We start from the raw sequence: 13,750 nt of genomic DNA on the forward strand, positions 1-13,750 counted from the left end.
TGACAGGGATGAGAGATGAACGCAGTACAGATAAGAACAATAGAAATCCGAAAAATCACCGCCGGGACTGTCTATAAATTGGTGTCTGTCGGCATGCTGTTTGCAGCCTTACCTGTGGGTTTGCTGATGGGAATTATGGGGGCTTTTGGGTATGACGTGATTTTACTGAATGGCGAATACGTCTATGGCATTACAGCGTTTATCACCGCGCCGGTCCTTGCCTGCTTAATGTCACAAGTGTTCACGCTATTCTTTGGAACATTTATTTGCCTGGGATTGTGGATTTACTCACGTATTAAACGGATGAATATCAGGATAGTAGAAGATTCAAATACCTGATAAAGCAAGAGCAGGATGATGACAGAAGACGAACTGGATAAAGCCATTCACAAAGCTAATGAAAGGGAACGTTATCTCTGGCGGTACGCTCGCTGGTTTATCAAAATCTTGTGGTTTGGCTTGTTTATGGCTTTCCTTGCGCAATTAATACAACGTTATTTTCAGTGCTAACGTGTTTCTGATTTTGCCTGATGAGAAAGTCAAAGCCCCGGTTAATTATCGGGGCTTATTGTTTTATGCATTACTGAAAACGTAGCCGCGGAGTTACTTCTTCAGCCCTACGCCCAGCCGTCCGTTAGCGTTGAGATCTCGTTCAAGGAATCGGCCTGTCCAGTTTGCTTCATAGTTTTCGCGGGGGAAATCCGCTGGTGAAGCGCCTGTCTTCAGCGCTTCGTGTACCTTACGGGCATAAGCGACATTCTTTTCGCACAGCGGCGCGGCTGGAATGTACATCACATTTCCCCATCCTTGCTGATCTTCAACCGGCGCGACGGAATGAATGACGTCACAATGCCACCATACCGAGTCGCCCGCCTGAAGTTCCGGAATACTGCACAGGCCTTTAATCAGATGCGGATGCCATTTTTCTGAAACAGGTAAAACGCGGCCAGGCGCAACGCCACAGAGTTCATCTTCCGGCACATCATCAAGCAGCGGACGCAGCAGCACATACGCCATCGCCTCAGGCACCGGAACGACGTGCAGCAAGCCCTGTCCGGTTTGCATATCAGATAGCGCAGTCCAGCCCTGGAATGTCCGGAACGCTGAGCATTTCGTCGTGTTTTCCACATCGTATTCATTGACGTCGGGTCTGAAAGCCGCATCCCATGGATCGTATTCCTCAAAACGGTTGGTGAAAATCTTGCGGAAGACTTTCTGATACGCCGGTAACAGCCAGCGTTCTAACGCGCCGGAATCGGTATGCGCGCCCAGCCCCTTAGAAGTGGTGCCCGGAAGACGCCTGCGGATCCTGTCCGGATAGATAATATTTACGTCAGGATTAAACCATGCGCCCTGATGGTCCCCGAACTTCCAGAGACGGTTTAAAAATGACTGAACCGTGCCGATTTCCTGGCTCTGTCTGGCTTCCATTTGCGCGTGAGACCAGTAGATCGGATAAATTTCAGGCCGGGAAGCTTCCAGCGATCCGAAGAAGTTATCACCCGGCCCGCGGTAGACCTCATCGAAATGGTTGGCATCGAGGTAATGCAGCATGGATTTATCCATCGCCAGCGCGTCATCGCGGTCAAATGTCTGACGGACCACCAGACAGCCGCGGCGTTTCACCTGAGCAATTTGCGCATCAGAAACCCGGCCTTCCGCCAGCGCTGCCCAGCTGATTTGTGGCCATGCAGTCCCGTTCGCTGCCTCCTCCGCCCGTGCTGCGGCGATCTCCGTTTCAATTTTTTCGCATACCTGACGGAAGAGTCCTTCAACATCGCTAATCTGTGCGCGGAGTTGTTTTTTCATCTCGATAATATTCTTTTTATAATCAACAGGTAATGTCGTTGACGTAAATCTGTTATCCATAAAACCTCCGGCAGGTTGCTGAAATGATTATTTCGTACGAATATTAAATTACTTTCATTCGAAAGTTTAAATGAATGTAGCAAAACTGTTATCTGAAAAGCCGGCGTTGGATCACGATTTTCACAACAGGGAGGATTTACCGGAAATCCGGATAAGGGCGGGGGAGTGTCGGATTCAGAAAACAAAAAAGGCACGCGTGTGCGTGCCTTGCCAATCTTCCTGCTTAACGCAGAAGAAAACGTGAAATTACTTCGCTTTACCCTGGTTTGCCACGGCCGCTGCTTTCGCTGCGATTTCGTCGGCATTACCCAGATAGTAACGTTTGATTGGTTTGTAGTTTTCGTCAAACTCGTAAACCAGTGGAACACCGGTAGGGATGTTCAGTTCCAGAATTTCTTCTTCGCTCAGGTCGTCGAGATATTTAACCAGTGCGCGCAGGGAATTACCGTGTGCCGCGATGATGACGCGCTCGCCGCTGGCGATGCGTGGTTTGATCACTTCAGTCCAGTAAGGGATGACGCGTTCGATGGTCAGCGCCAGGCTTTCTGTCGTTGGCAGTTCTGCCGCAGTCAGTTTAGCGTAACGTGGGTCGTGGCCAGGGAAACGTTCGTCAGCGCGATCCAGTTCTGGTGGCGTCACAGCAAAACCACGACGCCATTGTTTAACTTGCTCGTCACCGTATTTCTGTGCAGTTTCTGCTTTATCCAGACCCTGCAACGCACCGTAATGACGTTCGTTCAGTTTCCAGGATTTCTCAACTGGCAGCCATGGCTGGTTCAGTTCGTCCAAAACGCTCCACAGTGTGTGGATGGCACGTTTCAGCACAGAGGTGTATGCAAAATCGAATTGGAAGCCTTCGTCTTTCAGCAGCTGACCAGCAGCTTTTGCTTCGGTGCGGCCCTTATCGGACAGTTCAACATCATGCCAACCGGTAAAGCGGTTTTCTTTGTTCCACTCACTCTCACCGTGTCTTACCAGCACCAGCTTGGTTACAGCCATAGCTAAACTCCTCAGTTAACTCAATTTTCAATGATAACAGTTATCATTATAGGGTCTGGGCATCCCACTCAGCAATCTGAAACTTCCTCAGGAAATCTTTGCGGGACGCTGTTTGTATTAAACATAACGAATTTGCTGCGACGATGTAAAACAAAACGCGCAGAAGGTCACCCTGACAGCGCGTTTTGTACAAGCAGGTCAGCGTGATCAGCTGGCTTTTTTCAGGCAGGTACTCATGAAGGATTTACGCGCATCGCCTTTCAGATTTTGCTTCGCGGCATCGGCATTACAGGTTTTCATTTTCATCTGCTGAGGATTCATTTTATCGTCAGTTTTAGTCTCTGCTTTCAGACAATTGCTCATGAATTTTTTACGTTCATCCCCTTTCAGGGACTGCGTAGTGGCCTGCTGATTACAATCGGTCATTTTTTGGCGTTGCTCAGTCTGAGCAGGAGAAGGGACTTTCACCGGGTCCGCCGCCAGAGCGGAACCCGCCGCGCACAGCGTTGCCAGCAGGGATAGCACAACAGGTAAACGCATATCAAAACTCCTTAATAAACGTCCTTTTATGCAGGACACCCTCTGAGTTTAGATGTTTAGCTGAGAAAGTGCGGAAGCAGATGCGCAGTCAGTCACAAATTCGAAGAAGTTTGGGAAAAGGACAGAGCCTGGAAGCCCTGTCCTGAACGAATTACAACGCGAAGAACTGATACGTCGTCGAGGATTTATACGTCTGACCCGGTTTGACCCAGCAGCTCGGTTGCGGCCAGGTGGCGTGATTCGGGCTGTCCGGCAGAAATTCGCTTTCCAGCGCGACACCGCTGTAACTGGCGTATTCACCGCCGCTGCGGTTCGGTGTTCCGCCCAGGAAATTACCGCTGTAGAGTTGCACGGCGGGCGCAGACGTAAACATTGTCATTTTGACTTTGCCGTCGGCAGACCACAAATGCGCTGCCGGATTGCTGCCGCTGTTGCAGGTGCGGTTGAGCAGATAGGCGTGGTCATAGCCTTTCACGCGTTGCTGGTCGCGGTCGGTGAGGAAATCTTTCGCCAGCGTTTTGGCTGCGTTGAAATTCATGCCGGTGTTTTCAACCGGGGTCGGATCCGCACAGGGAATGCCATCGCTGTCGACCGGCAGGAAACGGTCCGCAAACAGTTGCAGCTTGTGCTGGCGCGCATCGGTGCCTTCGCCGTCGAGATTGAAATAGGCATGATTGGTCAGATTGACCGGGCACAGCTTATCAACCGTCGCTTCGTAACGGATTTCCAGACGGTTATCGTCAGTCAGCTGGTAATGCACTTTCGCCGTCATGTTGCCCGGATAACCCTGATCGCCGTCGGCCGAAAATAGCTGAAACGTCAGCTTCTGCGCGGTCTGTTCGAGAATAGTCCAGCGACGCGCATGGAAACCTTCCGGCCCGCCGTGAAGCTGATGCACGCCCTGATTGGCGACCACCAGATGCGGTTTGCCGTCGATATCAAACTGCGAGCGGGCGATACGGTTGGCATAACGTCCGACGGTCGCGCCCAGATACGCGCTCTGGTTCATGTATTCCTGCGGCGACTGGCAGCCCAGCAGCAGTTCACGCGTGGAGCCATCCGTCAGCGGCAGGGTAAAGGATAACCAGGTCGCGCCCCAGTCCATGAATGTGGCGGTGGCACCCGCCGCATTCTGTAGCGTAACCTGTTCAAACGGCTGGCCATCGGGCGCCAGTTGCGTGTTTTCAGGTTTTAACATATGCCTGCTCCTTGGGAAGCTGTGCAAACGTAGAAGGTTTCTTTCAGACCGCTGTGCGCGTGATATTGCTGTTCAACGGCATGACGGACTTTCTCCACCATGTCTTCCGGCACCAGCGCCACGATGCAACCGCCAAAGCCGCCGCCGGTCATGCGCACGCCGCCTTTATCGCCAATCACTTCTTTAACGATTTCCACCAGCTTATCGATTTGCGGCACGGTGATTTCAAAATCATCACGCATTGAGGCGTGAGATTCTGCCATCAGCTCGCCCATACGTTTCAGGTCGCCACTGGCCAGCGCATCAGCTGCTGCCAGCGTACGGTCATTTTCTGTGATGACGTGACGTGCACGGCGGGCAACGACCGGATCCAGCTCATCCTGAATGGAGAAGAATAGGGCAGGGTCAACGTCACGCAGCGCTTTTACGCCAAAGAAGCGTGCCGCCACTTCGCACTGTTCGCGACGGGCATTGTATTCGCTGTCCACCAGACCGCGTTTCACGTTGGAGTTGATAATGACCACCGCGGCGTTTTTCGGCATGGACACTGCACGGGTTTCCAGCGAGCGACAGTCGATCAGCAGTGAATGATTTTCTTTGCCCAGCGCAGAAATAAGCTGATCCATAATGCCGCAGTTACAGCCGACAAACTGGTTCTCCGCTTCCTGACCGTTCAGTGCCAGCGCAACGCCGTCCAGCGGCAGATCGTACAATGATTTCAGCGCCTGACCGACCGCCACTTCCAGCGATGCGGATGAACTCAGGCCTGCACCCTGTGGCACATTGCCGCTGATCACCATGTCCGCGCCGGAGAAATCTTTGTTACGCAGCATCAGATGCTTCACCACGCCACGCACGTAGTTGGCCCACGGGTGCGCATCGCTGTGCAAAATAGGCTCGTCGAGCGAGAAGCTGTCTTCGTCGTTATCGAAATCGGCGGCGATCACGCGGATGGTGCGGTCATTACGCTGTGCACAGGCAATCACTGTTTCATAATCGATGGCGCATGGCAGCACGAAACCGTCGTTGTAATCGGTATGTTCGCCGATCAGATTTACGCGGCCCGGTGCTTTGATGGTAATGGTGGCAGGGTAGCCGAATTTATCGGCAAAGATTTCCAGGGTTTTGGTCTTCAGTTTCATTATTTTTCTCCGGCCTCACGATAATGGACATCACTCACCGCCCGCAGACGCTCGGCGGCTTGTTCCGCTGTCAGGTCGCGTTGGGTCTCAGCCAGCATTTCGTAGCCGACCATAAATTTGCGCACCGTGGCTGAACGTAGCAACGGCGGATAGAAATGTGCGTGCAACTGCCAGTGTTCGTTGTCGTCTTCGGTAAATGGCGCGCCATGCCAGCCCATCGAATACGGGAAAGAGCACTGGAACAGGTTGTCATAACGGCTGGTCAGCTTTTTCAGCGCCAGCGCCAGATCACCGCGTTGTGCATCGCTCAGTTCGGTAATGCGTTTGACGTGAACTTTCGGCAACAGCAAGGTTTCGAACGGCCACGCTGCCCAGTAAGGCACCACCGCCAGCCAGTGTTCGGTTTCGACCACCGTACGGCTGCCATCGGCCAGTTCGCGCTGCACGTAATCCAGCAGCATCGGCGAACCTTGCTGTTCAAGATAGGTGCGTTGCAGGCGATCTTCGCGTTCGGCTTCGTTAGGCAGGAAGCTGTTGGCCCAGATCTGACCATGCGGATGCGGGTTGGAGCATCCCATCGCCGCGCCTTTGTTCTCAAAAACCTGCACCCATGGATAGGTTTTTGCCAGATCCGCGCTTTGCTCCTGCCAGGTTCTGACGATCTCCGTCAGGGCTTCAACCGACAGTTGTGGCAGCGTTTTGCTGTGATCCGGCGAGAAACAGATCACCCGGCTGGTGCCGCGTGCGCTCTGAACGCGCATCAGTGGATCATCGCTTTCCGGCGCAAAAGGGGTATCCGGCATCAGCGCGGCATAATCATTGGTAAACACAAACGTGCCGGTGTATTTCGGATTCACATCGCCAGTCACACGGGTGTTGCCCGGACACAGGAAACAGTCCGGGTCATGCGCAGGCAGCGTTTCCTGCGAAACGGCTTCCTGCTGGCCTTGCCACGGACGTTTTGCGCGGTGCGGGCTGACTAACACCCACTGATCGGTCAGCGGGTTGTAGCGGCGATGCGGGTGATCAATCGGGTTAAACGTGGTCATAAACTTTCCTTAGTGCACCTTAGTCCGGGTAGCCTTGCGGGTTTTTCGACTGCCATAGCCAGGTATCGTTGGCCATGTCTTCAAGCGTTCGGGTGACTTTCCAGTTCAGCTCTTTCGCCGCTTTGGTCGGATCCGCCCAGTAAGCCGGTAAGTCGCCCTCACGGCGCGGTGCAAACTTGTAATTCACGGGCTTGCCGCAGGCTTTGCTGAAGGCATTTACCACATCCAGCACGCTGTGGCCGAAGCCCGCGCCCAGGTTATAAATATGTACGCCCGCTTTGTTGTGCAGGGTTTTCATTGCCGCCAGATGGCCGTCGGCAAGATCCACCACATGGATATAATCACGCACGCCGGTGCCGTCCGGGGTCGGATAATCGTTGCCGAAAATCGCCACGGACTCACGACGGCCTACCGCTACCTGCGCGATAAATGGCATCAGGTTATTTGGCACGCCCTGGGGATCTTCACCCATCAGGCCAGACGGATGTGCGCCGACCGGGTTGAAGTAACGCAGCAGCGTAATGCTCCATTCAGGTTCTGCACGCTGCACATCCTGCAGAATTTGCTCGACCATCAGTTTGCTGCGGCCATACGGGCTGGACGGATTGCCGGTCGGGAAATCTTCGACGTAAGGCGTTTTTGGCTGATCGCCATACACGGTCGCCGAAGAGCTGAAAATCAGGTTTTTAACGCCAGCTTCACGCATGGCTTCAACCAGCACCAGCGTGCCGGTGACGTTGTTGTCATAATAAGCCAGCGGTTTTGCCACCGATTCACCCACGGCTTTCCAGCCAGCGAAATGAATGACGGAATGAACAGGGTGCTCACTGAAAATTTTATCGAGAAGCGCGCGGTCGCGAATATCACCTTCGTAGAACAGCGGCGTTTTGCCGGTCAGGCTGTGGATGCGTTCCAGTACGCTGACTTTGCTGTTATGAAGGTTATCAAGAATGATTGGCGTAAAGCCTGCATCAATCAGTTGCACGCAAGTATGACTACCGATGTAACCGCTACCACCTGTGACTAAGACGTACATAAGAGCTCCCCGATGATTATCTTGATGCAACGATATCACGCTGCAAGGCTGAAAAAGGTGATCCATCCCCAATAAAATGGAATCGCTTACACAAACAGTTTACCACCTTTCAACATGACTCAACAGGTGCTGCGTGCCATGCAGAAAGCCTTCTGCAGCCGGCAGTAATCCAGAAAGGATGGGTTGTGTAATCGCTTACACTAACATTTATGCTTTGTCTGAATCAGTTTTCCGTGCTCATTTTCAGACTCCAGCCGGGGAAATGCCGACATTTTGTCCAGTAACCAGCGGCGGAGCGTCACGATGTCCTCGCGCAGTGCTTTCTCTTTTGCGGTCACCAGATAATAGTTTGCGCCGGGAAGATATTGAGGGAATGGCGTGGTCAGAATGCCTTTTTCAATGAAGTCATGTGCCAGCAAACTGCTGACAATCGCCACGCCCTGACCGGCAATTGCCGCCTGAATGGCATGGGTTTCATCTGTAAAGCGCAGGCCGCTGTCGGTATTTAATTGCGCGGGACCGACGTGTTTTTTCCAGTTTTCCCAGTCGGGAGAAGGATGGGGAATATGACGGTTTTCCACATGAAACAACGTCACCTCTTTCAGATCTTCCATCGTTTTCAGCGCCAGTGCAGGACTGGCAACCAGCACAAAAGTGTCGTGATAAAGCAACGTTGAATCGAGGCTTTCATTGGCGGATTCACTGTAACGGATCGCCACATCCACGGTATTACGGGTTAAATCCACCAGTTCGATGCCGGTGTGCAGGCGTAAATCCATTTCGGGCGCTGCGGCTTTTAAGTCCGCCAGCCGCGGCACCAGCCAGTGCGTCAGGAAATTGGACGTGGTGGTCAGTGTCAGTGCCGCAGGCAACCCGGCGTGATGGATTTCTTCGACGGCTGCCTGTAATCCGGCAAATGCCTGCCGGGTGGCGTGGCGCAGAATTTTCCCCGCAGCGGTTAGCCTGACCTCACGGGCGCTGCGCTCAAACACCGCCGTGCCCAGTGCTTCTTCAAGCACACGGATCTGATGGCTGATGGCGGTGGCCGTCACGCCGATATCTTCTGCCGCGCGTTTGAAACTCCTTTGCTGCGCCACGACATCAAACGCTTTGAGCGAACCCAGCGGCGGTAAACGGATCTTCTTCATGATGAGTTATTTTCATCCATTGCTGAAATCTATGACTTTGAGTTAGCTAAAATAGGCGGTGTAAGCTCTTTTATCAACACGATGAAGATGAAGCATATTCATCTGCTGAGCCGATGAATGTTGATAAAGGAACTTGCTATGAACGCCAAAAAATTACCCATGCCGTTGCTGGCGTCTGCGCTGGGCACGCTGTTTGTGCTGAACCTGGCGCTGACACTGCTGAGCGTCGCCTTTTACGGTCTGGACACACCGCTGTCCCACTCGCTGGCGGGGGCTGCCGCACTCTTTTTTGTACTGTTTATCATCAGCGAACGTTATCACCCCGAACCGCTACTGCCACGTCATCTGCGGTCGTCGTTGCTGTTACAGATAAGTCTCTGGACGCGTATTTTCGTCACAGCGGTCACTTATGCCACGTGGTTCATGCTGGCGGTGGCGATGTATCAGCTTTACGGATTGGGCGTACCGGGCATTATTCTCAGCTTTGTTGCCTTATTGCTGATAATGCTGCCGGGCAAAGCGCTCAGCGAAAAGCTCGGGCGGAGAATGACATCTGCCCGCACCTTGCTGTGGGGTTTTATGATTGTGGCGGGCGGACTGGAGGGGATGGCGATGACACCCTCGTTCTGGCCGGTGCTGCTGCCGGGATTGTTACTGACCGGATTCGGGGCGGGTATGGTTCGCCAGGCCGCCGCGGCAGAAAGGGATCTGCTCACCGGGGCCGAATACCATTATGCAATCCTGCTGGGAGGTTGGGTTCGGGTGAGCAGTACCATAGTGATACTGGCACTGCTCATTCTGCTACTGAGAAATAACCCCGGCCAGCAGGGGATTGAAAACGGATTTGCATTGCTGGCGGCACTGGCGCTGGCTGGTGTCGTGACCGCGCTGATGGTTCCCGCAAAGGCGAAGCAAAATAACGTTACAGCGCGTCAATCTGATAACGGTAGATTTCGCCATCAGGAATAAAGCTCAGCCGGTGAGTAATACATTCCGGCGCATCTTCCGCATGATGCGAAACAAACAGCAACTGGGTTTCGCCTTCGCCGATCAGAATATCGACAAAACGGCGCACCAGCTGGCGGTTGATCGGATCCAGACCCTGCAAAGGTTCATCCAGAATTAACAGCGCCGGATGCTTGACCAGCGCGCGGGCGATGAGCGCCAGCCGCTGTTGTCCCCAGGATAAACTGTGGAACGGGCTATCACCGGCATCGCCGTCCAGTCCGAGCAGTGTCAGCCATTGCGAGGTGAGCAATCTCTGCCGGTCAGATACCGCCTGATAAATGCCGATCGAATCGAAGAAGCCGGAAGTAATGACATTGCGCACGCTGGTGCTGACGCGATAATCCAGATGCAGACTGCTGCTGACGTAGCCGATATGGCGTTTGATGTCCCAGATGGTTTCACCGCTGCCACGCCGGCGACCGAACAGCGTCAGATCATTGCTGTAGCCCTGTGCGTGATCGCCGGTGATAAGGCTCAGTAAGGTGGATTTCCCGGCACCGTTCTGGCCGGTGATCTGCCAGTGCTGACCGTGATCGACCTGCCAGCTCAGATTGTGCAGGATCGGCTTGTCGTTGTACTGCACCACGCCGTCACGCAGTACGATCAAAGGGCTGTCGGCAGGCGGACTGACGCGGGCTGTCGGATCTTCTGCTTCCGGCACAGCCATGCCGTTCAGGCTTTCGCTGTGTGCCAGTTGCGCGACCAGCGCATCAGCCATCACCTGTTCGCGCGCACCCACCGAGGCCAGCGTGCAGTCAGCCAGAACGCCGACATTTTTCACAAATGCAGGAATGTCGTCAAAGCGGTTAAGCACCAGCACCATCGTCTGACCTTTGCCGGACAAGGTTTCCAGCAACTGTGCCAGTTGCGCCCGGGCGTTGACGTCGAGGCCATCGAACGGCTCATCAAGCACCAGCAAATCGGGTTTTTGCATCAGCACCTGGCACAGCAGTGTCTTGCGCGTTTCGCCGGTCGATAAATATTTGAAACGGCGGTCGAGCAATTTCTCAATACCAAACTGTGCGGCAAGGGCAGCACAGCGGGCGGGGTCGCGCACTTCATCCTGAATAATTTCAGCGGTGGTGCGGCCGGTATCGTCTTCACCTTCGCTCAGTAAGTCGGTGTTGTTACGCTGCCATTCATCGGCCACCAGCTTCTGCAACTGTTCGAATGAGAGACGCACAATATGCGGAAAATTGTTTTCCCGGGTACCTTTCAGCAGGGTTAAATCGCCTGCCAGCGCTCGTGCCAGTGCGGATTTTCCACTGCCATTTGAGCCGACAAACGCCCAGCTGTCGGCCTGCTGGATATTCAGATCAGAAAGTGTGAGGGTTCGGGTATCACTGAGACGGAAAACGCCTTGCGAGATATGTAACGACGACATCTTAATCTCTCATTTTCAAATGATTATAAAACAAGGGATAAGCGCTGCACCTTCGCAAGTCAATTGACAAATCTGCAAAATGAAAACGCTGATTTTGCAAGATACTGATTAAATTCTGCTTTTAGCACAGGGTGGCCAGGATCACTTTGTCGTCATCAAACTGCGCGTAAACGCTCTGACCGTTTTTCAGAGCCAGTTTATCGGCTTCGGCATTCGGTACCGTCGCACACAGAATTTCACTGCTTTGCAGTTTCATCAGCACTTCGCTGCTGTTTTCACCGCGCTGGATGTGGGTGACACTGCCCTGCAAGGCGTTATGCGGATTTTCTGCGGTGAAGCCAAGGGTGATCCAGGGCGCTTTGATCAGCACCAGCACTTCCTTGCCGGGCGTTAACGCCAGACGGTCTGCGCTTTGTTCAGTGATCGCGGCGCGGATTTTTGTTTTGCCGTCAGCCAGCAGGACATCAATATGCTGCTGAACGGTGCTGTTATCGCGTTCAATCACGTTGCCGAAGAACTGGTTGCGCGCGCTGGTTTGCAGGGAGAAGCGTGAAATGGCCGCCAGCAAACTGTCGAGAGGGAGCGAATCTTCTTTTAGCACGTCGAAGGCTTTTTGCTGGATTTGCGCCAGTAATTCATAAAGCTGGATCAGGCGCTCGCCGTAAGGTGTCAGCACTGCGCCGCCACCGCCTTTCCCGCCGGTGCTGCGATCGACCAGCGTCTGATCGGCAAGCTGATTCATTTCATTGATGGCATCCCAGGCGCTTTTGTAACTGATGTTCGCGAGCTTAGCCCCCTGACTGATTGAACCGGTGTGGCGCACCTGCCGCAGTAATTCAATACGGCGCGGATCGGCAAACAAACGTTGCTGAAGTTTAAGGGTTAAGAGAATTTCGGCTTGCATCGCAGCTTCCTTGTTAGAATCATGGCTTATTGTCGCCGCTAAACCTGCAGGCAGGCAAGTTGGCTAAATGCTAAAGTAATTACCGTCCCGTGCTGTTATTATCCGCAACAGTTTGATTTTTCGTTTTTGACTTCATGTACGAAGTCCAACATCGCCTCAGGGCGATTCAGCCAGTTAAGTGAGGCTATCATGTTAGAACTATTAGAAAGTTTGATTTTCGCTGCCATCATGGTGCCGGTCTTCATCGCTGTGATCCTGGGCTTGATCTGGGGGCTGGGCGAAGTATTCAACATCATCTCTCACGTGGGCCACTCTAAAGAATCCCGTGAGAAACCTCATTACTGATTAATGAGACTGTTTGTTTCCGGAACCCGGCCCTTGCGCCGGGTTTTCTTTTTTCCGGGTTTTCTTTTTATAGTTCAGATCAAAAAAACATAGGTTATCTCCCCCTGACTCATAAAAATGAATGACATCGTTTTTCGTCGCGCTATATTAAAGATTACATAGCGAAATATCTCTTCATAAAGGCGAAGGAAAACGATGACATATCAATGGGGTAAAGTATTCACCGCAACCATTCTGGTCGCAGGGCTTGGCGTTCAGGCGCAGGCAGCAGAGAAAATCACGGTGTTTGCCGCTGCATCACTCACCAATGCTTTGCAGGATATCGCCACCCAATACCAGAAAGAAAAAGGCGTGCAGGTGGTCTCATCCTTCGCCTCATCTTCGACACTGGCCCGCCAGATTGAACAGGGCGCGCCGGCAGATTTGTTTATTTCTGCCGATCAGCAATGGATGGATTATGCCATCAGCAAGCAGCAGATGGTCGATAACACCCGTTACACGTTGCTGGGCAACGAACTGGTGCTGATTTCTGCGGCTAACAGCAAAATCAACAAAGTCGACATCTCTGAGAAAACCGAATGGACCAAACTGACGGGCGACAGCCGCCTGGCGGTGGGTGACCCTGATCATGTCCCGGCCGGGATTTATGCCAAAGAAGCGCTGCAAAAACTGGGGGCCTGGACCACGCTGGAACCTAAACTGGCGCGCGCCAGCGACGTCCGTGCGGCCATGGCGCTGGTTGAACGCGAAGAAGCGCCAGTGGGCATAGTTTATGGTTCTGACGCCGTCGCCAGTAAAAAAGTGAAAGTGATCGGGATTTTCCCTGCCTCCAGCCATAAGCCGGTTGAGTATCCGATGGCGATGGTGAAAGGGCACGAAAATGCCACCGTCAGCGGTTTTTATGATTATCTGAAAACCCCGGCAGCGGCTGCAATCTTCAAAAAATACGGTTTCACGCCTCGCGGCTAAGTTCATCGCTGTTGCTGAAAACAGATAAAGCCTCCTGGCGCAGCGCAGGCTTTATCTGTCCATCCCGGTTTCTTTCCCCGTGTGTGATTCTCTATACTTTGACGTAAATTAAAGCCTGCGAAATTTTTGCCGATATTTTATCTCTGCGACACATAAATT

At 53.0% G+C, this 13,750-nt stretch carries 14 protein-coding genes; 4 read left to right on the forward strand and 10 right to left on the reverse strand.

All coding sequences use genetic code 11. The features are described from left to right. Window positions 1-15 precede the first annotated feature (15 nt). Window positions 16-339, forward strand: coding sequence for a hypothetical protein (locus ABIC79_RS12575; protein ID WP_015690247.1), 324 nt, complete (start codon window positions 16-18; stop codon window positions 337-339). 264 nt (window positions 340-603) lie between these two features. Here ABIC79_RS12575 and ABIC79_RS12580 read toward each other — a convergent pair whose 3' ends face one another. The 8 genes from ABIC79_RS12580 to ABIC79_RS12615 all read right to left on the reverse strand — a co-directional run bounded on the left by ABIC79_RS12580 (window position 604) and on the right by ABIC79_RS12615 (window position 8,981). Continuing rightward, on the reverse strand, window positions 604-1,869 hold the full coding sequence (locus ABIC79_RS12580) for a DUF1479 domain-containing protein (RefSeq protein ID WP_013576416.1): 1,266 nt from the start codon (window positions 1,867-1,869) through the stop codon (window positions 604-606). A gap of 246 nt (window positions 1,870-2,115) precedes the next feature. After that, window positions 2,116-2,868 (reverse strand): 2,3-diphosphoglycerate-dependent phosphoglycerate mutase, encoded by a 753-nt coding sequence (gpmA, locus tag ABIC79_RS12585; protein WP_013576415.1) that lies wholly within the window; start codon window positions 2,866-2,868, stop codon window positions 2,116-2,118. A gap of 207 nt (window positions 2,869-3,075) precedes the next feature. Further along, window positions 3,076-3,408, reverse strand: coding sequence for a PsiF family protein (locus ABIC79_RS12590; protein WP_013576414.1), 333 nt, complete (start codon window positions 3,406-3,408; stop codon window positions 3,076-3,078). A gap of 151 nt (window positions 3,409-3,559) precedes the next feature. Continuing rightward, window positions 3,560-4,606, reverse strand: a complete 1,047-nt coding sequence (gene galM, locus ABIC79_RS12595; RefSeq protein WP_112198511.1) for a galactose-1-epimerase — start codon at window positions 4,604-4,606, stop codon at window positions 3,560-3,562. Next, on the reverse strand, window positions 4,600-5,748 hold the full coding sequence (galK, locus tag ABIC79_RS12600; RefSeq protein ID WP_013576412.1) for a galactokinase: 1,149 nt from the start codon (window positions 5,746-5,748) through the stop codon (window positions 4,600-4,602). Before galK ends, galM begins: the two co-directional genes overlap by 7 nt. Then, complete coding sequence (gene galT, locus ABIC79_RS12605; protein ID WP_013576411.1) at window positions 5,748-6,797, reverse strand: galactose-1-phosphate uridylyltransferase; 1,050 nt, start codon at window positions 6,795-6,797, stop codon at window positions 5,748-5,750. The genes galK and galT overlap by 1 nt, the downstream gene beginning before the upstream one ends. A gap of 19 nt (window positions 6,798-6,816) precedes the next feature. Then, window positions 6,817-7,833: a UDP-glucose 4-epimerase GalE gene (gene galE / locus ABIC79_RS12610; protein WP_013576410.1), complete on the reverse strand. Its 1,017-nt coding sequence runs from the start codon at window positions 7,831-7,833 to the stop codon at window positions 6,817-6,819. 200 nt (window positions 7,834-8,033) lie between these two features. Continuing rightward, window positions 8,034-8,981 (reverse strand): LysR substrate-binding domain-containing protein, encoded by a 948-nt coding sequence (locus ABIC79_RS12615; RefSeq protein ID WP_037037127.1) that lies wholly within the window; start codon window positions 8,979-8,981, stop codon window positions 8,034-8,036. Window positions 8,982-9,119: 138 nt separating this feature from the next. On the opposite strand from ABIC79_RS12615, the gene ABIC79_RS12620 reads away from it, so the two are divergent. After that, window positions 9,120-9,950 carry an MFS transporter gene (locus tag ABIC79_RS12620; protein ID WP_013576408.1) on the forward strand — a complete coding sequence of 277 codons (831 nt, stop codon included), beginning with the start codon at window positions 9,120-9,122 and terminating at the stop codon, window positions 9,948-9,950. Here ABIC79_RS12620 and modF read toward each other — a convergent pair. Together modF and modE are read right to left on the reverse strand one after the other, a co-directional pair. Continuing rightward, window positions 9,904-11,373, reverse strand: a complete 1,470-nt coding sequence (gene modF / locus ABIC79_RS12625; RefSeq protein ID WP_354567279.1) for a molybdate ABC transporter ATP-binding protein ModF — start codon at window positions 11,371-11,373, stop codon at window positions 9,904-9,906. The genes ABIC79_RS12620 and modF overlap by 47 nt on opposite strands. Before the next feature lie 121 nt (window positions 11,374-11,494). After that, entirely contained in the window at window positions 11,495-12,277 is a 783-nt protein-coding gene (gene modE, locus ABIC79_RS12630) for a molybdenum-dependent transcriptional regulator (RefSeq protein WP_112151656.1), read from the reverse strand. Window positions 12,278-12,466: 189 nt separating this feature from the next. Here modE and ABIC79_RS12635 point away from each other — a divergent pair, with 189 nt between their 5' ends. Together ABIC79_RS12635 and modA are read left to right on the forward strand one after the other, a co-directional pair. Next, on the forward strand, window positions 12,467-12,622 hold the full coding sequence (locus ABIC79_RS12635; RefSeq protein WP_013576405.1) for an AcrZ family multidrug efflux pump-associated protein: 156 nt from the start codon (window positions 12,467-12,469) through the stop codon (window positions 12,620-12,622). Between the two features lie 195 nt (window positions 12,623-12,817). Continuing rightward, the gene (gene modA, locus ABIC79_RS12640) at window positions 12,818-13,591 is read left to right on the forward strand and encodes a molybdate ABC transporter substrate-binding protein (protein ID WP_013576404.1); all 774 of its coding nucleotides are present in this window, start codon (window positions 12,818-12,820) and stop codon (window positions 13,589-13,591) included. Window positions 13,592-13,750: the final 159 nt, after the last annotated feature.

Source organism: Rahnella sp. 2050, assembly GCF_040544515.1.
In the GTDB taxonomy this organism is placed as follows: Bacteria; Pseudomonadota; Gammaproteobacteria; order Enterobacterales; family Enterobacteriaceae; genus Rahnella; species Rahnella aceris.

Bases quoted from the DNA above. Each gene is read 5' to 3' on its own strand.
- ABIC79_RS12575 (WP_015690247.1), top strand. From the start codon at position 16: ATGAACGCAGTACAGATAAGAACAATAGAAATCCGAAAAATCACCGCC.
- ABIC79_RS12580 (WP_013576416.1), bottom strand. From the start codon at position 1,869: ATGGATAACAGATTTACGTCAACGACATTACCTGTTGATTATAAAAAG.
- gpmA (WP_013576415.1), bottom strand. From the start codon at position 2,868: ATGGCTGTAACCAAGCTGGTGCTGGTAAGACACGGTGAGAGTGAGTGG.
- ABIC79_RS12590 (WP_013576414.1), bottom strand. From the start codon at position 3,408: ATGCGTTTACCTGTTGTGCTATCCCTGCTGGCAACGCTGTGCGCGGCG.
- galM (WP_112198511.1), bottom strand. From the start codon at position 4,606: ATGTTAAAACCTGAAAACACGCAACTGGCGCCCGATGGCCAGCCGTTT.
- galK (WP_013576412.1), bottom strand. From the start codon at position 5,748: ATGAAACTGAAGACCAAAACCCTGGAAATCTTTGCCGATAAATTCGGC.
- galT (WP_013576411.1), bottom strand. From the start codon at position 6,797: ATGACCACGTTTAACCCGATTGATCACCCGCATCGCCGCTACAACCCG.
- galE (WP_013576410.1), bottom strand. From the start codon at position 7,833: ATGTACGTCTTAGTCACAGGTGGTAGCGGTTACATCGGTAGTCATACT.
- ABIC79_RS12615 (WP_037037127.1), bottom strand. From the start codon at position 8,981: ATGAAGAAGATCCGTTTACCGCCGCTGGGTTCGCTCAAAGCGTTTGAT.
- ABIC79_RS12620 (WP_013576408.1), top strand. From the start codon at position 9,120: ATGAACGCCAAAAAATTACCCATGCCGTTGCTGGCGTCTGCGCTGGGC.
- modF (WP_354567279.1), bottom strand. From the start codon at position 11,373: ATGTCGTCGTTACATATCTCGCAAGGCGTTTTCCGTCTCAGTGATACC.
- modE (WP_112151656.1), bottom strand. From the start codon at position 12,277: ATGCAAGCCGAAATTCTCTTAACCCTTAAACTTCAGCAACGTTTGTTT.
- ABIC79_RS12635 (WP_013576405.1), top strand. From the start codon at position 12,467: ATGTTAGAACTATTAGAAAGTTTGATTTTCGCTGCCATCATGGTGCCG.
- modA (WP_013576404.1), top strand. From the start codon at position 12,818: ATGACATATCAATGGGGTAAAGTATTCACCGCAACCATTCTGGTCGCA.